Annotated in this window: 13 protein-coding genes and 1 pseudogene; 5 read left to right on the plus strand and 9 right to left on the minus strand. The window is 43.4% G+C overall.

What is annotated here, in order from left to right; genetic code table 11:
- Positions 1 to 152: 152 nt before the first annotated feature.
- From L3V36_RS13315 to L3V36_RS13325, 3 genes and pseudogenes are all read left to right on the plus strand, one after another.
- Positions 153 to 1,814, plus strand: a complete 1,662-nt coding sequence (locus L3V36_RS13315; RefSeq protein WP_017095570.1) for a hypothetical protein — start codon at positions 153 to 155, stop codon at positions 1,812 to 1,814.
- Between the two features lie 218 nt (positions 1,815 to 2,032).
- A pseudogene (locus L3V36_RS13320) lies at positions 2,033 to 4,132 on the plus strand (carboxylesterase family protein).
- Positions 4,133 to 4,216: 84 nt separating this feature from the next.
- On the plus strand, positions 4,217 to 5,674 hold the full coding sequence (locus L3V36_RS13325) for a phospholipase D family protein (protein ID WP_208774849.1): 1,458 nt from the start codon (positions 4,217 to 4,219) through the stop codon (positions 5,672 to 5,674).
- 134 nt (positions 5,675 to 5,808) lie between these two features.
- Here the strand turns inward: L3V36_RS13325 and L3V36_RS13330 are convergent, their stop codons facing one another.
- The 7 genes from L3V36_RS13330 to L3V36_RS13360 form a co-directional block, all read right to left on the minus strand.
- Positions 5,809 to 6,690, minus strand: coding sequence for an amino acid racemase (locus L3V36_RS13330; protein ID WP_017095573.1), 882 nt, complete (start codon positions 6,688 to 6,690; stop codon positions 5,809 to 5,811).
- 102 nt (positions 6,691 to 6,792) lie between these two features.
- The gene (locus L3V36_RS13335) at positions 6,793 to 8,511 is read right to left on the minus strand and encodes an autotransporter assembly complex family protein (protein WP_102447443.1); all 1,719 of its coding nucleotides are present in this window, start codon (positions 8,509 to 8,511) and stop codon (positions 6,793 to 6,795) included.
- A 197-nt stretch (positions 8,512 to 8,708) separates the two neighbouring features.
- Positions 8,709 to 9,995, minus strand: coding sequence for a DEAD/DEAH box helicase (locus tag L3V36_RS13340; protein ID WP_102447379.1), 1,287 nt, complete (start codon positions 9,993 to 9,995; stop codon positions 8,709 to 8,711).
- Positions 9,996 to 10,138: 143 nt separating this feature from the next.
- On the minus strand, positions 10,139 to 10,879 hold the full coding sequence (locus tag L3V36_RS13345; RefSeq protein WP_102447378.1) for a DUF1223 domain-containing protein: 741 nt from the start codon (positions 10,877 to 10,879) through the stop codon (positions 10,139 to 10,141).
- Between the two features lie 211 nt (positions 10,880 to 11,090).
- On the minus strand, positions 11,091 to 11,279 hold the full coding sequence (locus L3V36_RS13350; protein WP_017079198.1) for a hypothetical protein: 189 nt from the start codon (positions 11,277 to 11,279) through the stop codon (positions 11,091 to 11,093).
- Between the two features lie 312 nt (positions 11,280 to 11,591).
- Complete coding sequence (locus L3V36_RS13355) at positions 11,592 to 12,593, minus strand: TerC/Alx family metal homeostasis membrane protein (protein ID WP_029222116.1); 1,002 nt, start codon at positions 12,591 to 12,593, stop codon at positions 11,592 to 11,594.
- A 639-nt stretch (positions 12,594 to 13,232) separates the two neighbouring features.
- Positions 13,233 to 14,972: a bifunctional UDP-sugar hydrolase/5'-nucleotidase gene (locus L3V36_RS13360; protein WP_208774851.1), complete on the minus strand. Its 1,740-nt coding sequence runs from the start codon at positions 14,970 to 14,972 to the stop codon at positions 13,233 to 13,235.
- 238 nt (positions 14,973 to 15,210) lie between these two features.
- On the opposite strand from L3V36_RS13360, the gene L3V36_RS13365 reads away from it, so the two are divergent.
- Entirely contained in the window at positions 15,211 to 17,010 is a 1,800-nt protein-coding gene (locus L3V36_RS13365) for an ATP-dependent endonuclease (protein WP_208774853.1), read from the plus strand.
- A 199-nt stretch (positions 17,011 to 17,209) separates the two neighbouring features.
- Here L3V36_RS13365 and L3V36_RS13370 read toward each other — a convergent pair whose 3' ends face one another.
- Together L3V36_RS13370 and L3V36_RS13375 are read right to left on the minus strand one after the other, a co-directional pair.
- Positions 17,210 to 17,704 (minus strand): DUF1097 domain-containing protein, encoded by a 495-nt coding sequence (locus L3V36_RS13370; RefSeq protein ID WP_017079195.1) that lies wholly within the window; start codon positions 17,702 to 17,704, stop codon positions 17,210 to 17,212.
- A gap of 204 nt (positions 17,705 to 17,908) precedes the next feature.
- The gene (locus L3V36_RS13375) at positions 17,909 to 18,814 is read right to left on the minus strand and encodes a LysR substrate-binding domain-containing protein (protein ID WP_017064628.1); all 906 of its coding nucleotides are present in this window, start codon (positions 18,812 to 18,814) and stop codon (positions 17,909 to 17,911) included.
- Positions 18,815 to 19,088: 274 nt separating this feature from the next.
- Between L3V36_RS13375 and focA the strand changes: the two genes are divergently transcribed.
- On the plus strand, positions 19,089 to 20,540 hold the full coding sequence (focA, locus tag L3V36_RS13380; protein ID WP_208774855.1) for a formate transporter FocA: 1,452 nt from the start codon (positions 19,089 to 19,091) through the stop codon (positions 20,538 to 20,540).
- The last annotated feature ends 351 nt before the right edge of the window (positions 20,541 to 20,891 follow it).

Genomic DNA, 20,891 nt, shown 5'->3' on the forward strand with positions numbered 1-20,891 from the left:
TCCTATCATTGATTGGCGCAATGCATTTTTAAACGCGACATTCACATTGGAAATCCTTATGGATACATACATAACAAACTGAACACGAGGTTCAGTACAACATCGACTGTTTGAGTCTCGAAGGTTTGAGGCTACTCAGAGTGGAAACCGTCATGAGTTTTTTTGAAATACGCACTAGCGCCTGTAAGACCCATACTCTTTCTGTATTAGCGAGCGCCCTGCTACTTACAACACCCTCTTTAGCTTCAGCCGCAGAAGAAACTAAAACTTACAGCGAAGCCATGGAAAAAGGACGTGCCCTGTTTGACAAATATGGCATCAGCCACGACTTACCAAAACTAGCAATCAGCTCATTGGTTCAAGGTGAGCACTTGGTCGAACATGCGCGTCGTACTCTTCAAGTCGGTGATGAAATTCGTGACTCAAGCGTCTACCTAGTAAAAAACACCGACAGTAAAGGCAACATAGACCTACGTATAAAATATAACCCAGAAGAACTGGACGATAACGATGATCTACTGGATGAAATAGAAGCTTTCACTCGTACTGAATATCGCTTACGTGACTATGCCGAAAGCTTTGATTCTTCTTCAGTGCGCGTGCAAGAAATCGACGACAACAAAGTCATCATTAGCTTTGATTATTCGAAGTATGGCTTACCTCAAGATATCGCGTATTTCCGATTCTTGAATGTCGATATCGAATTAGTCGACGGTGAACCAAAGCGAATGCTGATCACCAATGACAAGCCTTTTACACACCATATTTACAAGGTAGAAAGCTACAACCAAGAGATTGAGTTCAACACATTGGAGTCTGGCAAGCTCGTTATTGCACGCAAAACAACAGAAGTCGTCGGCACAACGAAGAATAAACCGATGAAGATGACTAGTTTGGTAGAACCAGTGGCGCTATACGCAGATGACAACGGCGTACAAGTTCTAAATGAAGCAAGACTTCAGGAAGTCTCAGACCCAAGAATGCAAGAAGCGAGCGTAAAGCTGGACCGCATCTTTCCATTAATGGGGGACATGGTGCGCCGTAAAGGCATCGATATGCCGCTTCCATTCGGTGTTTCTGTTGCTTACCGAAACCAAAACATGAATGTTCCCTTCAACGATTTCACTATCGGGGGTGTTCGTTTAAACGATTTGTTCGATCCCGACGACAGTGTGGGCATCGTCAATGCAGAGAGTTTATCTATCCGAGGTGACGTAAATATCCTACCGTTTTGGAATGTGTTCGGATACATAGGAAAGGTTAATGTCGATGCAAATGTCGACGCGTCTTATACAGGGGAAGCTGGGCAATTTCTCAAAGATAAACTTAACGACAAACTACCAGGATTGGGTGACAAACTTTGTGAAGGTGTATCTGCACTGTGTAACAGTGGTCGCTTAAACGTTCCACTTCACCTTGAATATGATCTCCGAGGTCTGGGTACAACGTTATCAGTTGGTTACAAAGAGTTTTTTGCCTCAGTTACCGGCACTTACTCGCAAACACGCCTAAAAGGATTAGACGATTGGGGAGAAGGCATTGTTACAGTTCAACCAATGCTGGGTTATCAATTAGTCGATTATCGCGCTCAATTTTTCGTAGGTGCGGAATACCAAGGTTTAGATTCACGCATGCAAGGTACTGTAAAAACCGGTGACATTGAATTTGATTATGACGTTGGTGTCGAGCTAAACGAATGGGCTCTCCTAACGGGTTTCAACAAGCAAATCGGTAAAAATTACAACTTAACCGTTTTGTACAACAAAGGCGAAACGCGCGATGCACTGACATTAAATCTCGGCTACCGCTTCTAGACTAAATCTAACCAAATTTCTGATGTGAACCTACGTTGTATTAGGTCGACATCATACAAATGAAAACGCGCCAACGTTGGTTATCCAGTAGATAACACACGAAGAAACACAACGTCAGATGCTCCAAAGACGGAGCCATCACCTTATGGATCTACAGGTTTGACGGTATCGATGCGCGGTTCGTTATTTTACCGAATTCTATTGTGGACACATTTTTTATGACTATTGCATATCGCTCTCTTATTGCTTTGACTATTGCTTCGGCCCTTATAGGTTGCGGCGACGAGAGCCAACCAACGGTTCCAATGCCAGACAAACCTGAACCTCTCGTGCCTGCCCCTGCTGAAACGTTTACCGCTCAAATCGGCGATGTGATGATCACAGCGTCTAAAGAAGAGCTGGTGATTACTTCAAATAGTGCCGTCGACAAGCTAGCTTCTGTTGAGTCTTTTAAAGGCATTAAATTTGCCGAAGCAGAGCGCTTTGAGCAAAGTAACATTGTTGATCTTGGGAGTGACATTGATGCCACTGCGTTTGGTGATGCATGTCCTCAATTGAAGACCGTTTCACAGACACAATCTGAAGACTGTTTGAACCTTAACATTTGGCGCCCAGTAGGCGTAGATGCTGATGCAGACCTACCGGTTTATGTATTCATTCACGGTGGTGACTTTGAATATGGCTCAGGTTCTGAAGCACTTGTGCACGGTGATACCGTGGTTGCTCAAGGAAGCGACGATGGTAAGCCTTTCATCTATGTAAGCTTGAACTACCGTCTTGGTCAGTTAGGTACTCAATGGATTAAAGGCGCGAACGAAGATGGCAACTATGGCCTAGGTGACCAGAAGCGCGCCTTAGAGTGAGTACATAACAATATCGCTGACTTCGGTGGTAATGCTCAAAACGTAACCGTTATGGGTCAAGGCTCAGGTGCTATGTCTATTGGTTTCTTGCAACAAGATGACAATATCGCAGGTCAATATTTCCAACGTGCCATTATGCAAAGCAACCCGTATGGTTTTGAGTATCCTAGCTATGACGTTGCTAAGGACCGCAACAATGACTTTGATGTAGACACTTCGATCGACGAGATCATGGCGTCGCAAGAAACAGCTTTGAATGGTATTGAACAGCTAAAAAATTGGTTGTTAGGTTCTTTGCAAATCCCAATTCTGAGCCCAACCGCAGATGAGACTCCAATGTCAAACCTGGTGCCTTTTGCTCCATACATATTGTGTGAAAAAACTAGTATCCTTGGTAGCTGTAGCGAATCAGCAGAATCACCAACGCAAGCAGGCTTCTCAGTACCAACTGTCCTAGGTGAAAATGCACATGAAGCGAACAGCTTTGGCATGCTCTTTACCACTACGTTCTTAATTCCGACGGTCATCGAGTTATTAACAGATGATGAACCTGAACTGCTTACTAATGAAGATCCAGCAAAGCTAGCTCTAGCTATGGTTAACTGGTTAGAAGATGAAAACAACATCGTTCTTCTGCAGCAAAAACTATCTGAGCAAGCAAGTGATGAAACTTCAGCAGATCTTGCATTGCCAAGCAGTGCTTACAGCGCAGTAACGGGTTTATTTTATGGTGCCAAGCTAGAAGGTGATCTACTTGAAATGACTGGATGCATTGATACCAGTGACATTACGGGTACCGTAGGTTGCTTGGTCGACATTGTTGATATCACTAGCCACCAACAAACCCAAGATATTCTGGCTCTAACGGATTTCTACCCTAACTCAGAAGCTGACATAGGTGGTGCTCTTGACAACATGACGCAATTTAAAACCCTGCTAAATGACACCTTGTTCAATGGCCCTGCTCGTTATATGGCAGCAAATAGCAAAGTAGAAGCAACGCTATACCACTTTGAGCACAAACCAAGCTTTAACATGTGGAACTTTAAAACAGGTCTAAATGAAGAAACGGGCGAATACGACCAACTGTCAATCATTGATCTATTCAAAACGATCGGTTGCATCAGCGGCGCATGTAACGGTTCAGAACTGCCATTTATGTTCAACAAAGCTATATGCTTTGACGGTAGTGATATTCACCCGACAAGCAATGAGAAGGTATTGATGAACGAAATGTCGCGTCTTTGGTTTAGCGATGAATTGTTCCAGAGCTACCAGTACAGCGATGCAGCCGACAATGTGCTTGTAATTGATGGTGCAGGATTCAGCGAAAACAGTACTACCTTCGACTGGGATTATGTCACAAACCCAGGTGTTGATCCTAAGCTTCGTGAAGGTCGCTTAACGGGTCTAGCAGAGCAAGGTCTTATGCCTTGGGACTGGTACCTTAACTAAACATCTTCAACACCCCTCCTACTTTAACGGCCAGCTCGCTGGCCGTTTTTATATCCAAATTTCATGTTTAAACGCAGGTTAGTTATGACATTTAGCAAACTAAAAACAGCATGCACAATAATGTTGATTGCTTTGGTCGCAGGATGTGCCCAACCTTACCCCGATGTTGACCCCGATTTCGAAGCTAACTGGCAAAGCACAGAACATCAAGCCGAAGTCTATTTGATCCCTAGCGCGCCTGAAGCCTTTGCTCGCCGTATTGATCTGGTTCGCCAAGCCCAACATTCCATAGATATGACCTACTTCTCATGGGAAAACGACACTCTGGGTCTGATGCTGTTAAACGAGCTAACACACGCCGCTGATCGCGATGTGACCGTGCGCCTCACACTGGATGACTTGCTGGTATTCAATGACAAATGGTTAGCCGAGCTAGACTCGCACCCAAACATTGAAATCCGTTTGTTCAATCCGTTTGATTCACGTAAAGCTGGCTGGATAGGACGTGCGTTTAATTTCTCGACTCACCAAAAACAACTGGATAATCGACTTCACGAGAAGTACTTCAATGTTGACCACCAATCGATGATTTTGGGCGGAAGAAATATTGGTAATGATTACTTTGGTTATAGCGAAAATGCCAATTTCTTTGATATGGACGTTCTGTTTCGAGGTACAGTAATAGCGTCTTTCGACTGCAACTACCAAGCACTTTGGGAGAGCGAATACGTAGTGCCAATTCAAGAGCGTATTCAAATCCAAGAGACCGAACAATACCAAGCGTTCACCAAAGCGTTAAATAAAGGCGAGAAGAATAAAGCGTTGATCACGTCTGAAGTCGAAAGGCAGATAAAGAGCTTAAACCAACCGAAGTTCATTTCGGCCTCTGTCACGCCGGTATTTGACTCACTGGAGAAGCTCAATGACAACAAGCCTTACTTTCGTCAACGTACAGAGCACTTAATGAAGCAAAAAGTAGCGACGCCAACTAAGGCTATAATTTCTACGCCTTATACGGTGCCAAGCGATAATCAGTTTGTGTTTGTCGATGCGCTCAGAGAGAACCAAGCCGAAGTCACTTTACTGACCAACTCATCGGCTTCCAATGATTCAGGCTTTGTACCAGCTTATTACGAAAAACACCGTGAGACTTTACTCGACAAAGGCGTAAGTATCTATGAGTACAAAAGCCAAGCTATCAATGATGATCACTACTTTCATGTTGATACCTACTACCACAACAAGACAGTAATTTTAGATGACCGTTTTACCTACATTGGCTCTTCTAACTTTGACCCAAGATCGGACTTTTTGAATGTCGAGCTGGGGGTACTGATCGACAGCGAAGCGTTTGCTCAGCAAGTGATACGTCACTTAACGCGTCAGAAAGACGAATTGTTCTGGGAGGTGTCACGTGCCCAATCAGGTGAGACTACTTGGGTTTCAGGGGAACAAAAACAGATTAAGAACCCTGATTACAGTTCATGGAATAAGTTGCCGGATTGGTTGTTCCGCAAAATAAACGGCGAGTTTGAGCTTTAATACTAATGCCCGTGAGTGTGTCAGAATCGTAAAGTCCTTATTTGTCTGCAATTCTTTGTAACTCATCAATCTTCAAAACATAAAAAACCGCATAATTCGCGGTTTATTTATGTTTCAGGCAAGCAGATCTCAGTTTATAAACGACGAGTCATCGCTCTCTTGGCTACGTAGTTAACCATATCTAACGTTGTGTAAATAGATTCAACATCATTAATGTCGTAATCAAGATGGTCACGTTCGACATACTGTTCTGCTAGTCGATAGATATCTACAACACGCTCAGCCACAGCTTCCATAGGGTCAATAAGTTTGATAGTTGGAAATGCACTTGCAAGCTGTTTTCTAACAAGAGGAAGTTCAGTACACCCTAAAATCACGGTATTTACCCCTTTATCAACGATACTTTGTACAGCAATCGAAAGTAGAGCTGCATTATGGTCAAACTGACCGGCTTTAATACCGTTTGTTTTACGAATCGCTTGACCACACTCTGTCATCTCACCCGTCACTTCACCATAGATAGCGCTATGTACGTTATGCTCTTGCTCAAAGGCATCTGGCTTAACAAACACCAGATTGGCGTCCGTTAGGTAACGATCATAGATTCCCGAGTTGTAAGTACCATTGGTACACAGAATACCAACAATTGCTTCCGGATTATCTTCTTTGATCTGATCAACGGTGGTTTGAAGCATATCGACGATATAAACATTGGTATGTTTTTGAACTTCAGGTCTGAAGTAATGAGCGGTATTGCAGGTCATTACGCCAAATTGAACATTGGCATGTTCTAAAATGCACGCTGACTCAATCAGCTCTGGAACAGGGTCGGTGCCGCCTTCGTTAATCGCTTCAGAGCGGTCCGGAATATCTGAATTTTTAACCACAATCATGGCCATATGATCTTGGTCTTTTAGCGCACCATGCTCGATCTCTTTCTTAGCAACGATATCTTGGAATAACGCATCAGCTTCAGGTCCCATATTACCAAAGACGCCAAATCGTACTTTTTTCATCGTATTTACCTTTATGTTTATTTAAGCACAAAGGTTATTACGCTTGCTTGATTTCCTAGAATCCCATTAGATGGATCAAACCCTCCCTGAGAACCGTAAATATTAAAACTGAGTGCCTAGAGAAAAATGGATACGGAATTCATCACCTTCGGGCGCATCCAGACCATAGGCAAAATCGAGTTTGACTGGCATAAGCTGTGAGTTCCAAATCAAGCTCACTCCCGTGCCACGCTTCCAATATGGTTGTTGATCAAATGCATCTCCCGCATCAAGAAAGGCACCCAACCAAATTGAACGATAGACTTGATGCTGATACTCGATTCCAGCCGTTAACATATAACGTGCCCCCGTTAATTCGCCATTCTCGTCTCTAGGAGAAATCGATTCATAACCATAGCCCCGCAAGTTGCCGTCTCCACCAGCAAAATAACGAAGCGAGGAAGGCACATCCGATAATGATTTTGCGATATTAATGCCGACGTTAGAACGGAAATGAAGCTTTTGCTCATCACTAATATCCCAAGAAACTACACTGTTTCCTTCCAACCGCAACAGCCTTGAATCAGACAACAGACTAGGGTCAGAATACTCAATAGAATACATGTGTCGATGATTAAGCTCCAATTGATCATTCTTACGATCAACCTGAGAAAAGCTGATTCCAGGTAAGAACAATTGAGATTGCTCTTCTTCAGAGGCCTGACGGTACTGCTCGTGCAAGTATTTGACGTAAATAGTACTTTGCCAATCGCTGTCTAGTTGCCAGTAACGTTCAAACTTAAGATCGTTTGAAAAGCTTTTTGTGTCTCGATGATCAATACGTTTCGATTCAAACTGAATACCAAAGTAATCGGTCGTTACCTTTTCCGTCGGGATTTTATACCCTAATTGAAGCGACTGCTCTTGTTCAGACAAATACGTTTGAGTTTCAAAACTGTGTCCCCTTTGGTTGTACCAAGGTTTTAACCAGTTCAGAGAGGCTCGAAATCCGAGATCGGTAGAATAACCACCACCAACTTGAACAATATCACGTGAGCTTGGCTCCGCGATGATTTCAATTGGGACTTCCAGACTGTTATCAAGGTGGTTGAACTCACTGTGCACAACGACGCTGCGAAACCATAGAGTGTCAGACAAATCAGATTGCAGTTCACCTAACTTGATGGTGTCAAAGTCATCACCTTTTTTAAATGTAGGTATTTTCTCGATACGAGTAGGCTCAACCCCATCATCAGGAATACTTATAGAACCGAACTTGTAGCGTGGACCACTTGCAAAATACAAGTGTATATTCGCGATGTTCTCGCTAGGAATAACCTCAATCTTTGACTCGATAAACCTACCGTCAAAATAACCTTTCCGCTTTGCTAAAGAGAAAATCGCACGCTTAGTTTGGTCGTATTCTTGGTGAGACAAAGTTAAACCTGAGCCTAACTTGCTTTGATTGAGTATATTGATGAACTCCGCATCTAAACTAGCTGCACCTGTAATTTTTACTATCGATTCTGCGATGCGCATGACAGGACCAGAATCGACGTTAATGATCACTTTATCAGAATCATTGAGGTCGATATCGATCTGTGGGTGATAATAACCATAAGGGTTGAGTGCATCTTGAATACGTTTAGATAGCTTCGTTTTTGATAGCTGTGATGCAGGAACATCGGCTAAAGGTTCTAAATATAATTCTACATTTTCGGTGAGAGTTTTATTAACCCCTTTAACCTCAAATTCAGCAGCACTAGAAGAGTATTGGGTAAACAGGAAAAATGAAGTGGCCAGCACTAATGGTTTAATCGAGGTCTTCACGCGGTTACCCAATTGCTCAAAACCCGAACAGGTTATGAGCAAAGCGTTGAATCGCTGAATCTCTTATGGAGGACGCTATCCTTCGAGCCGCTTATCTGGTTGTTTAACACTGCAACAGTCGTTTATTAACGACTCAAATCCCCTCACTACAGACGCAAAAAAGGCGCAATTAAGCGCCTTTAGAAATTCTATTTTTTACTGACTCAATATCAGTTGTTTCTCAGCCACACATCTTGGTTTTTAGGTGCTTTCTTCTTTTTCTTTTTGCCTGTGCCAGCCGGTGGCGCAACGGGTTTTAATGCAGCAACAAGTTCAGCCGTAGCTTCTTCATCCACTTCAAAACCTTCAATTTTCTCACGCTCAAGACGGATTTTGTTCTTCTTCTCAATGATTGTGAAGTGATGGTAATCTTCGTGGTCGATCAAAGATAGCGCTAGACCAACCTCACCCGCACGACCACTTCGGCCAATACGGTGCATGTAGTCTGATGGGCTACGCGGTAGGTCAAAGTTGATTACTACTGGTAGCTTTTCGATATCCAGACCACGTGCCGCGATGTCTGTCGCGATAAGAACGTCAATCTCGCCAGATTTAAAATCTTCAAGAATACGAGTACGTGAACCCTGCCCTTTATCGCCGTGGAATACTTCTGCGATGATACCGCGCTTGTAAAGCTTGTCTGCAAGGTGCTCACAGCTGTTTTTCGCGTTTACGAAGATAAGAGCTTGGCGCCATTCGTGCTGTTGAATCAGGTGCGCTAACAATGCGGTCTTACGACCTTTTTCTACTTCGAATACACGCTGAACCAATGTGCTCGCATTGGCACTTTGAAGTTGAACTTCAATTGGATCATTCAGTAGTTCGTGAGTCAGCGTTTTAACTTGCTCGGGGAAAGTCGCAGAGAACAACAAGGTTTGTTTTTTGCTTGGCAGAAGTTTCAAGATCGCGTCTAGTTCTTCTGTAAAACCAAGGCTTAACATTCGGTCAGCTTCATCAAGCACTAACGTTTTTACTTTATCTAGCTTGATAGCGTTGCTTGAGATCAGATCCAGCAAACGACCCGGTGTTGCCACCAAGATATCAGTGCCGCCACGTAGCGCTTGCATCTGAGTGTTTACCGATACACCACCAAATACACAAACCGTTTTGATCGCACCATTGAAGTGTACTGCGTAAGACTTAACGCTGTCAGCCACTTGCTTAGCAAGTTCACGTGTAGGCACCAAGATAAGACCAGACACAAAGTTACCTTTGCCTGCTCTGCGGTCTAAAGGCGCATCTTCATGGATTTGTTGTAACAGCGGCAGTGCAAATGCTGCAGTTTTACCTGAACCCGTATTTGCACCTGCAATTAGGTCGCGTCCTGCTAACACACTTGGAATAACTTGCGCTTGGATAGGCGTTGGCTGTTGGTATTCAAGCTCTGTTAAACGAGCCATCAAAGGAGAGATTAAGCCAAGATCAGAGAAGTTGGTTGGTGTTGTGGTGTTAGTCATTAATTGCAGGAACTCAAAGCTAAAATAATAGCGCGCTATATTAACGTATTTCAGCAGTATTACGTAACTAAATCGCCCCTTTCTCCCGTGTTTCAGCGATTAAGCCCCTCTAAAACACATCCAGATATCAAGTTATCGCAAATTTAGTTAAGCCACCCCGCGACCGTTTGCTCTGGCGTGTACGAGTTGAGCTCAGTTAACCACACGGCTACAGCATCTGGCTTAGCGACTAACGGGGAGAAATTGATATTGAATTGCCATTCAGACTCACCACGTTGATAGCCGTCGTAAACCACGACAAAATCGTGCTCAAGTTTCTTACCTCTGTTCTCCCCCGCTTTAACGCTGGTGACTTCGTTCATCGCCAACAAGGCAATATGAGCGACATAATCCCCTTTGCCTTCGTAACTCACGCTGAACGTATCGCCTTTATGGTTCACTGTTAATTTGGGATTAGTTTGTTGTTGGAGCGAAGGCAACGTTCTGTCTAGCCAATTAAAGTAACCACGCCACTCTTTTCCATCGACAACAAAGCCCGGTGTATAGACGCCACTTGTTACCCCATAAGCTTTGTACAAACGTTGCTTCTGACTGAATGCCTTGCTGGCGAACTTGTCTCCCCAGCCTAAGTAGTCCCAGTAGTCTACGTGATAAGCAAGCGGTATGACCTCGGTCCAAAGTTTTGGATGATCTGCAAAAGTACTAAGGTACGTGTCAGCAGGTGGACAACTAGAACAACCTTCAGAGGTAAACAGCTCAATAACCTGAGCAGGCTGGCCTTCGTTACTCCACGTTTGTGCAAACGACACAGAAGAATGGGCGCCGATTGGCAAGGCAAGTAAACAGAGTTTAAGCAATGATGAATTGCGTGTGGCGTGTGACATACCGAGATCCTTGTACAAAGCGAATTTACTGGCGCTCAAATAAAGACCGTTATGCCTAAGTATTTCTTTCAGGTGATGAGTTTCTTTCAGATGCTGGGGTTATTCAGATGTGTAGTTTATTTCAGATGCACAGCTTGTTTCAGATACAAAAACGCCAGCTTTAAAAGCTGGCGTTTTTTAAATTCTATATTTTTACATGTTAACGCAGAGACTAACGGTTGATACCGATATCGCGTTGCATGTGACCAGATAGGTCGCTTGCGTAGTAACTACGTGGAGAGTTGTCTACGAAAAGAATATCGAAAATGTGTGCAATCAATCCTTTGATGTTAACCGAGTAGGTCTTCTTATCCATAGAGTTAGGAACAGCGATAGTATTCATTTGCATTGCTTGAGCCATGATTGCCTCTCTATAAATTTGTTTATGTGGTTCGTTCTGATGACAAGAATAATAGGTGATCTTTTGCAGGTTAAAAAATGACTAAAATTAGAAATTCAGATTAGTTTTTCTAATAAAACAATCCATTAACAACACCTCGAAATACATATTCACGCTTGATGAGTAAAAATTCACAACAGTGCCTAAATCATGCATTTAGTACAAATAACCCTCAAACAACAGTGGCCAATGTCACAAAAAATTTACATAAATAAATTTCAATCTTCATTGACCACCTAATCCTTATCGAGTTTTCGATAAGTTATTTTTGTTTTAATTTACTTGTTCAATGTCTGGCTTCTTCGCATAAATCGACGCTATAACCGCAATCGTCATAGTAGAAATCAGAACAGCTAGCGACCAATACGTTGGGATAGCCCACTCACTGTCAACCAATAGCATTTTCACACCAATAAACACCATGATGAATGCCAGTGCAGGCTTCAAGTAGATGAACTTATCCATCATGCCTTGCAGAACAAAGTACAAAGAACGAAGGCCAAGCAATGCAAATACGTTTGCAGCCAGTACTAAGAATGGCTCTCGCGTAACGGCGAAAATTGCAGGAATAGAATCCAGTGCAAACATCACATCCATAACCGCAATGGCACCAATCACCAACATCATTGGCGTGAGTACCCATTTAGTGCCTTGCTTGATCATCAACGCTGGACCATGGAAGTCTTCTGTCACTGGCATCACTTTACGAAGTAACTTCTCAGGTAGCGTATTCACACTCTCCTCTTCGCCCTTGTCTAGCGCTAGTTTAATACCCGTACCAATTAGGAATGCAGCAAATACATAAAGCACCCAATGGTATTCAGCCAATAGCTGAGCACCTAATGCGATCATAATTGCACGAAGCACCAATGCACCAATTACGCCCCAAAGAAGCGCACGAGGTCTTAGATGCTCAGGAACTTGGTATTGAGCAAAGATCATCGCGAAAACAAACAAGTTGTCTACGCTCAATGATTTTTCTAGCAAGTAACCGGTAATGAATGACACGGTTGCTTTTTGGGCTGTGTATTCACTATTCGGCGCATAGATGTCCCAAAAAAGGTAAATGGAACCAGCAAATAAAAACGCGAGCACAAACCAGAAAACGCTCCAAATTGCCGCTTTCTTGATGGTTACACTACCACCACGAGTCTGATAGATATCAATAGAGACGAGAATGACTGTCAGCAGGAAAAAGCCCGCATAAGTCGTCATGATTGGCGATGAAAAAAAGGATTCACTATTTGTAGATAATAGAGATTGAGTTGAGTTCATTATTCCTCCGGGCGGAAGAACTGTACAAAGACCTTCCGCAAACAAAACTATCAAGTTCCACGATGGATCTTGATTGTGATTGCGTTGGTCTCGTTGAAGTGAAATATGGGATTTCACCTTTACATACCGGATAGACTCTTGGCCTAACGAGATGACGATATGTAAACTTGCGCTAACTACTCCCCAAACGCGTGGATAATATTCCTCTATCTTTGTTTCGTCTAGAAAAATTTTCTGAAATAAATAAAAAAGGAGCAAAACGCTCCTCATTTATTTCTATAGGCTTGTCAAAACGACATTCGTATTGATTCTGAGAATACTACTGAGAGGGTTAACCCCTAATACCGTTACTCAGTGATACAAATCCGTTACTCAATGATGCGAATAACGAACGAGTCTTGTACGCGCTTTGTCTGACAGTTCACTTCAAGGCACGCTACGTTATAAACCTGCAGCGGGTACCAAGTACACTAACGCAGACCAAACCGATACCCAACCAACCACTGCTACCGCATCTAACCAATCTTTCTTATCCATGCTTATCTCCACAAGAAGGCGACCTGCAGGAATAAAGCATAAACAATGCCAAATTTATAAATAGACGAAACTAATAACACCAATCACAAGTATTACCTGTGGCTATCTAAAACACTCCAAACAATTCAGTGGCTCGTTGTGTTGCAGTGACTCTGGGTGGTCTTGTAGAAACTCGATGAAACAGTCAGCCATAGAGTCAGTGGTTACCGTGCCATCACCGATCATATCCAACACAGCGTTATAGCCCTCTTTCCCTTTCATGGTATAGGCTGACGACGCGCCTCGGTAAATACGGTTGCGAGAAACAGTCTGCCAACCCGATTCATCAGAGTGGATTTCTAGATGGTGAATCCTGTGTCCTAAAGGCGCTTCTTTGTGGTAACAAAACCTCAGGTTATGCGTATAAGGGAAGCTGCCTGAACCTGTCCCTACAACGCCATTATCCAATGCATTGTTGATTGCACCTTCAAGCATGCCAGCGATCGTTTCACCTTTTACTTCATACACACCAATGGGTACGGCAAACGGTAGTAGTTTTCCGGCAATATCGGCAACAGAAACATCGCCGCTATTCAGTGAATTTCTAACACCACCTGCGTTGTGAATAGCAAAGTCAACGTGATGCCCTTTCTTGTTCATTAGATGGTGAAATGATTGAGCAACCAAAGGCGCTAGTTGGCTCGGGCCTTTATCATCTGGAATACGTACATGGCGAAGTTTTGTGTCTGCATGAGCAATCACTTGTTGCTGAAGCTTTCGAACTCGCGGCTGGTATTTATCCGTCAGAATGCTCTGCAGCTCAGGATCTTTCTTACATACCGCAATATTGGGGTGGTTGTTCAAAAACTCACACGCCATATTATGAGCATCGTCTTGCCCTACTTCACTCAATTTCGCGTCTATAAACAGTCGACGGCCTAACAGCAGTTCGTTCTTACCGTTGAAGTGAGTCACTTTGCCTTCAGCATCGAACTCGATTTCGCAGTGTCCTAGGCTCATGGCGTGGAAACCCGCTTGCACAACATAGGTGTCACCGACTTTCACGCCGTAACCATCATCTTTAACTAAGCCAATATCAGAGAAATCACCTTGTAAGCGATGACTATGACCACCAACAATGACGCCAATACCTGTTACGTTGGCTGCTAACTCTAAATCAGCTTCGTAACCAAGATGGCTAAGTAACACAATCTTGTTGATGCCAGCTTTATGAATCTGCTTAATAGTCGCTTTTGCTGTTTCTAAAGCATTTTCAAATGGTGTATCGATATCTGGATTAGCAATGCCTGCCATCTTGTCGATGCTTAAGCCGAATATTGCAACCTTCTCGCCATCAAACCCTTTCGTTATAAAAGAAGCGCTTCGCGTTTCAGTCAGATAAGGCTTAACAATTTCGTTGTCCGCTAAGGTATGAGTTTTATTGATATCCTCATTCGATAGATTCCAGTTACCGGCCAACAATGGGAATTTGATTCTTTTCGCGAAAATCGCAACGGGCTCATTACCCATATCTAGCTCGTGATTGCCGAGCGTCATGGCATCTATATTAAGGGCATTCAACAAATCGGCGTTGGCTTTTCCCTTGAATAAAGAAAAGTACAAAGTCCCCTGGAAGCAGTCACCAGCATGCAGGAACAGGGTTCCAACCTTCTGACGCTGGGCATCTTGTTCTATTTGTTTAAAGCGTGTTGAAATTCGAGCAAAGCCACCAGTACTGACATAAGGTTCAATGATGTGGTTGTTCATTTTAAGTGATAGCTGTAACGAGGTTGGTTCAAAGTATGAGTGGGTGTCGTTGATGTGTGCCAACACTATTTTTGTCGGCTTATTCTTTTTAGTCATATTTTCTTCTCTCTTTGTCCCTTCATACTAGGTCGAGAATCATGACAGAATCGTGAATTTTATGAAACTGCACTGCAAAAAAATTCTCGAGATAGATCAAAAATCCCATTTTGATCCGTACAAATAAACAACGGGTTTTGTGACAGGTGAGCATACCGGATTGGTATTTTTCGATTATGATTAAAGATATCTGTTAGCTTTCAAACAATTAGCAGAGCCTTCCGTTAGGAGTAAGCCTATGCAACTAGAAAGAATCGAGATTTCTGGCTTTCGAGGTATCAAGCGCATGTCACTCGCGTTTGACGAGCTAACCACGCTTATTGGTGAAAATACCTGGGGTAAGTCTTCATTATTGGATGCCCTTTCCGTCGTTCTGCCCTCAGACGGTGTGCCATATCACTTCGAAATGACTGATTTTCATGTCGATTACTCGGTTTCACATCCACAGTCTCAACATCTTCAAATTGTTCTCGCATTAAAAGCCAATGATAAGAGCGAACTCAACGCTGGTCGTTATCGCAAGCTTAAACCTATATGGGTTCAAGATGAATTTGGCGTCCATCGTATCTATTATCGAATCAGTGCCACATTAGAACAATATGAAACGACCACAAACTACGCATTCTTAGGTTTAGACGGTAATCCGCTCAAACTCCATCACTCAGAAAAGCTCGCTCAAGAATTAATGACCTTACATCCTGTGATCCGTTTACGAGACGCAAGGCACTTTGATCGCCCTTTCAACGGAAATTCACTCAACCACAATGCTCACCTGCCGACTAATGTTCACGCTAATAACGGTCACGCTAACAATGCAAACGGCAATGGGAACAACAATCCAAATAACGGGCATGGGAACGGACATAATCACACTACCAATGGTCATGGCACGAATGGAAACGGCAGCGGCAGCAATGGCAATGGCCGTCAGGCAAGAATAGAAAAGCGGATCGACAACACCTGCCGCCGTCTTATGGCGATACCCGGACATGTTAATAAAGGTGAAATGCGCAGTAGTCTTGAGTCAATGCAAAGCTTAATAGAACACTATTTCTCATTTAAGAGTGTCTCACGTAAGAATCCGAGAAAACCGCGTGACGGGCTACTGTACTCAGCTGGAGCGAACGACAAGAGCATTCATCAATTGGTCGAGGAGACCAAGAATAAACAAACTCGGCTGTTATTCATGGGCTTACTTAACGCTTATCTACAGGCCAAAGGGCCGACAGACTTAAGACGATGTGCGCGCCCTCTTTTGATCCTTGAAGATCCAGAGGGTCGACTGCACCCAACGCACCTAGCAAGGGCTTGGAGCTTGATGCAGAAGTTACCTATGCAAAAAATCCTTACCACCAACAGTGGCGATCTACTTGCTGCTGTACCACTTCAATCGATTCGTCGTTTGGTGCGTCAGTCCGATAAAACCATCGCTAACCAACTCAACATGAACCACTTTAGCAAAGATGAGCTTCGTCGAATTGGTTTTCATATTCGTTTCCATCGTTCAGGTGCTCTGTATGCTCGCTGTTGGTTATTAGTAGAAGGTGAGACTGAAGTCTGGTTGTTTAACGAGTTAGCCAACCAATGTGGGTATAACCTTGCTGCGGAAGGCGTTCAGATTATTGAGTTCGCTCAATCAGGACTAAAGGCATTGATCAAAGTCGCGCAAGAGTTTGGCATCGATTGGCATGTCGTCACCGATGGCGATGCAGCAGGTAAAAAATATGCGGCAACAGTGCTATCTAAACTTGGGAACGATCAAGAGCGACATCGCCTCACAGAGCTTCCTGACAGAGACATCGAGCACTACTTGTATATGAATGGGTTTGAGAATTTTTTCAGAGACATGGTTAAGATTCCTTACGATCACCCTATCCCAGCGAAAAAAGTCGTGGCTAAAGTTCTTAAGAAACACGCAAAACCAGATCTGGCTTTAGCGATCGTGTCTCATTGTGAGAATCAAGGACAAGACTGTATTCCCTTGTTATTAAGGTGGACGCTAAAACGTGTCATCACCATGGCAAACGGGAACACCTAAGCGCTTTAATTAATTGATAGATGCTATTGGTTCTTCTGCAGATGATTTTTTAAACTGATTGGCTTAACCAAAACCAAAAAAGGCACACCAAGTAGTGTGCCTGTATAAATCGATATACAAATTAATTGGGGGTTATCTTGCAAGAGTTTACAGTGACTAAACTGAGGTTAGGTTAACGAATTAAGGTTAGATTAACGAATTAAGCCTTAGCTTGCTTAGTGTGTTGTTCAACCACTTCCGAAGATTGAGTCGATTTCTCGTGAAGCCATAGCCCCGTTGCTTTCATCAAGTATCCAAATACACCACCAAGCAGTAAAGATGGTACTACAAGTTGCCAATCGCCACCTGCAGCAAACGTCGCACAACAACCAATGAAGGTTCCTGGGATATAACCTAGCCACGCTTGTTTCGCTTGGATACACATAAAGAAAGCCACAATAGCGGTAATCATGTAGCCTAAAATCTCTAAACCTGCGAAGGTTGAGCTTTCGATAATCACCATTGCCCAGAATACGCCTGTCATGTTAGTCAATAAGCTACCGGCTAGTCCTTTTACGCCGCCTGTTGGCGAAGCAAAATAACTGGTGCAACCTAAGAAACCTGCCCATGACAATAAGCCGAAAGAGATAGCAATCCATCCCCATAGACCTGACAAAATACCTGTTGTTAATGAAATCGCGACTAATGTACTCATACTATTTCTAAAGCCTAATTACGTAATTCATCGCAACCGGATTTAGCCTCACTTAAAATCAAGTAAGCATATTATGGGAAGAACGCCCTTTTTTAGCCGATCGTGATCACATTAATAATGTATGCGAACATGCATTTATCACCAAATGGAGACCGGAATCGCTTATTCAACATAAATAGTTATTAGTATTTTATCAATTTATCGCTACAGAACCGACGGTTTGCCTTTCATCATGCGTTTACCTTCTCGCTTAATACACTCAGCAAGTGGGTTCTCAGACATATCTGCACGCCAAATAAAGGACAAGGTTCTTTCCATTTCAAGCTCAGGGACATTTAACGTGACCAGTTGACCAGACTCAACAAACTGTTCGACATCGAGATAAGGTAAACACGTTAAATATGGGCCGTTTGCAACCAAACTTCTTAAAACAGGAACGTGTTCATACTCTCGCCAAACATCAAGATCACCAATTAAATGATGAATAGAGCTATCAAAAACTTTGCGAGTACCCGAACCATGTTCACGTAATACCCATTTTGCTTGTTCTAATTGCGCCAAGCTTACTCGTTCACGCTTCGCAAACGGGTGATGAGCCGATGCAACCACCGTTAAATGGTCCGTACACCACACTTCTTGGTGAACTCGGTTGTCATCACAACGACCTTCGATAACACCCAAGTCATATTGATAATCTAATACGCCATCAATAACCGCATCGGTACTTTGTACGCCGAGCGAGATTCGCATCTCAGGAAAGTCGTTATCAATAATACTGATGAGGTCAGGAACAAGGTGTTCCGCTGGTGTTTGGCTTGCACCGAGTTTGAGCTCTCCACTTAGTAAATGCTGCTCATAAAAACCCATCTCAATTTGCTGCGCATCTTGCAGTAAACGCTTCGCTTTAGGCCTTAGCCACATACCCCAATGAGTAAGAGCCATTTGCTTGCCCTGCCTTTCAAACAAAGGCCTGCCGAGCATTTTTTCCAACTGTGCAAGAGACATACTTGTCGCTGACTGAGTCAACGCCAACTTGTCTGCTGCCTGACTAACACTCCCGGAATCCGCCACTGCATCAAATACCGCGAGTTGCTTTAATGAATAACGCAAAATTCATCCTTAATTCTTTTAATAACTTATGTCCTGCTGCTCGTTTTTTGTTAAGCCGATGAGCAATTAATTTCATTCTACGCGTAACCCAATCTATATCAATAATTTTGATGTGGTTTCTAAAAATTATCAATTTTACCTCTACCCCTCAACCCCCTAATCTGGAATGGCAGGACACAAACGAGCCCTGCAAAAAATCACTGATTAACCATTACGGATTAACCAAGTCATTAACACTAGGAATTACACATGACGGATTGTTCAAGGGGGGGATATGGCAACCAGCACTTCTGAAAATCAGCAACTGTTCTCGCCAACAGAAATGATGGCGGAAGCCGAGAAGTTTGCATTAAGCAAAGCAAATAAAACCAGCAGCATGACATTGAGTTTGGCAATCATGGCTGGCGCATTCATCGGGCTTGCTTTTTTATTCTACATCACGGTGACCACGGGTAGCGCTGATGCTGGATGGGGATTGAGTCGTTTAGCCGGCGGTCTTGCATTCAGTATGGGGTTAATCCTGATTGTGATTTGCGGTGGCGAGCTGTTTACCAGTTCAGTGTTATCAAGCATTTCATGGGCTAACAAGCAAATCACCTTCACTAAGATGCTGTCTATCTGGGGCAAGGTCTACGTCGGTAACTTCATCGGTGCCATGTTCCTATTGGCTTTGGTAAGCGCAGCAGGCTTATATCAACTGGATGGCGGGCAATGGGGCTTAAACGCTCTGAACATTGCTCAACACAAGCTACACCACAGCCCTGTTCAAGCTTTTGCTTTGGGCGTGCTTTGTAACTTATTGGTGTGTTTAGCGATTTGGTTAACGTTCAGCTCTGCGAACGCTATGACCAAAGCAATGATGACCGTATTACCTGTTGCAATGTTCGTTAGCTCAGGCTTTGAACACTGTGTGGCGAATATGTTCATGGTTCCACTAGGCATCACGATTCAAACATTCGCACCAGAGAGTTTTTGGATGCAAATCGGAGCAACGCCTGTTCAGTACGCAGACTTAAACATCATGAAATTTGTCACCGCAAACTTAATACCAGTGACAATCGGCAACATTGTAGGTGGTTCAGTATTGGTCGGCTTAGCCAATTGGAGCATTTACCGTCGCCCGCAGCTGAAAGCAGCAAAAATTACAGCAATTACACAAACAACAGAAATTACGTCAGTTAAGGAAATCACTATGAACACAGCAACGACTATCAAGCAAATCATGAACACTCAACCAATTACACTGAGCGTAGAAATGCCTACATCAGTCGCAATTGATTCCCTTCTAGACGCTCAACTTGTTAGCGCTCCTGTTTGCGATGTTGAAGGTCGTCTAGTGGGTATCTTCTCTGTTCACGACGTAATGGTTGACCTTTGGTGCCAAGATTACATCCCGACAAAAGGTCAGAAAGTCGTAGACCTAATGAGCCGTGACGTTGTGGCTATCGATGCAAGCGACAAGTTAGTCGACGTTGCTGAGTTCCTATGCATCGACAAAGAACAACTGTACCCAACTACGAGCATGGGCTTCGCAACTCGCCTGACTTCTCTTTCTCTAGAAGAGCGTGCAAAAGCGATGAAAGTAAGCCAACCACATATGCTGCCAGTGTTAGAAAATGGCGTAATGGTCGGTGTGTTAACTCGCATTGAAGTGATGCAAGCACTACGTCCAATCTACGGTGACCGACTAAACGTGGTTCCTCAAGCTGAACTAGAAACGGCTTAACTAATCGTAAGTTGAACTATTAGGGATTAGTAGTTCAATTAGATAACTCAGTCATGGCAACGTTGACTGGCAGAAGTAAATGGTGGCTTAAGACGCAGTAAAAGGTTTGACACAAAACAGACCTAAACGCGTGGCTATTTACCTCAATAAAAAAGGCGCAAAGTGAAAACTTTGCGCCTTTCTCTATTTCTAGCGGTTTTGCTACTTTCCCTATTACCAACTAGCTTACTAGCTGCTGACCAATTTAGTATCGACCAAACTTTTGATGTCTCTAAAAAATGTTGATACCTGTCAGAAAGCTAGAAAACTAGAAAGCTAGAAAGCTAGAAAGCTAGAAAGCTAGAAAGCTAG

The sequence above is a fragment of the Vibrio sp. G-C-1 genome, assembly GCF_021728015.1.
Classification (GTDB): domain Bacteria; phylum Pseudomonadota; class Gammaproteobacteria; order Enterobacterales; family Vibrionaceae; genus Vibrio; species Vibrio splendidus.

Excerpts from the sequence above, each read along its gene's own strand:
- L3V36_RS13315 (WP_017095570.1), top strand. The coding sequence starts at position 153 with ATGAGTTTTTTTGAAATACGCACTAGCGCCTGTAAGACCCATACTCTT.
- L3V36_RS13325 (WP_208774849.1), top strand. The coding sequence starts at position 4,217 with ATGACATTTAGCAAACTAAAAACAGCATGCACAATAATGTTGATTGCT.
- L3V36_RS13330 (WP_017095573.1), bottom strand. The coding sequence starts at position 6,690 with ATGAAAAAAGTACGATTTGGCGTCTTTGGTAATATGGGACCTGAAGCT.
- L3V36_RS13340 (WP_102447379.1), bottom strand. The coding sequence starts at position 9,995 with ATGACTAACACCACAACACCAACCAACTTCTCTGATCTTGGCTTAATC.
- L3V36_RS13345 (WP_102447378.1), bottom strand. The coding sequence starts at position 10,879 with ATGTCACACGCCACACGCAATTCATCATTGCTTAAACTCTGTTTACTT.
- L3V36_RS13350 (WP_017079198.1), bottom strand. The coding sequence starts at position 11,279 with ATGGCTCAAGCAATGCAAATGAATACTATCGCTGTTCCTAACTCTATG.
- L3V36_RS13355 (WP_029222116.1), bottom strand. The coding sequence starts at position 12,593 with ATGAACTCAACTCAATCTCTATTATCTACAAATAGTGAATCCTTTTTT.
- L3V36_RS13360 (WP_208774851.1), bottom strand. The coding sequence starts at position 14,972 with ATGACTAAAAAGAATAAGCCGACAAAAATAGTGTTGGCACACATCAAC.
- L3V36_RS13365 (WP_208774853.1), top strand. The coding sequence starts at position 15,211 with ATGCAACTAGAAAGAATCGAGATTTCTGGCTTTCGAGGTATCAAGCGC.
- L3V36_RS13370 (WP_017079195.1), bottom strand. The coding sequence starts at position 17,704 with ATGAGTACATTAGTCGCGATTTCATTAACAACAGGTATTTTGTCAGGT.
- focA (WP_208774855.1), top strand. The coding sequence starts at position 19,089 with ATGGCAACCAGCACTTCTGAAAATCAGCAACTGTTCTCGCCAACAGAA.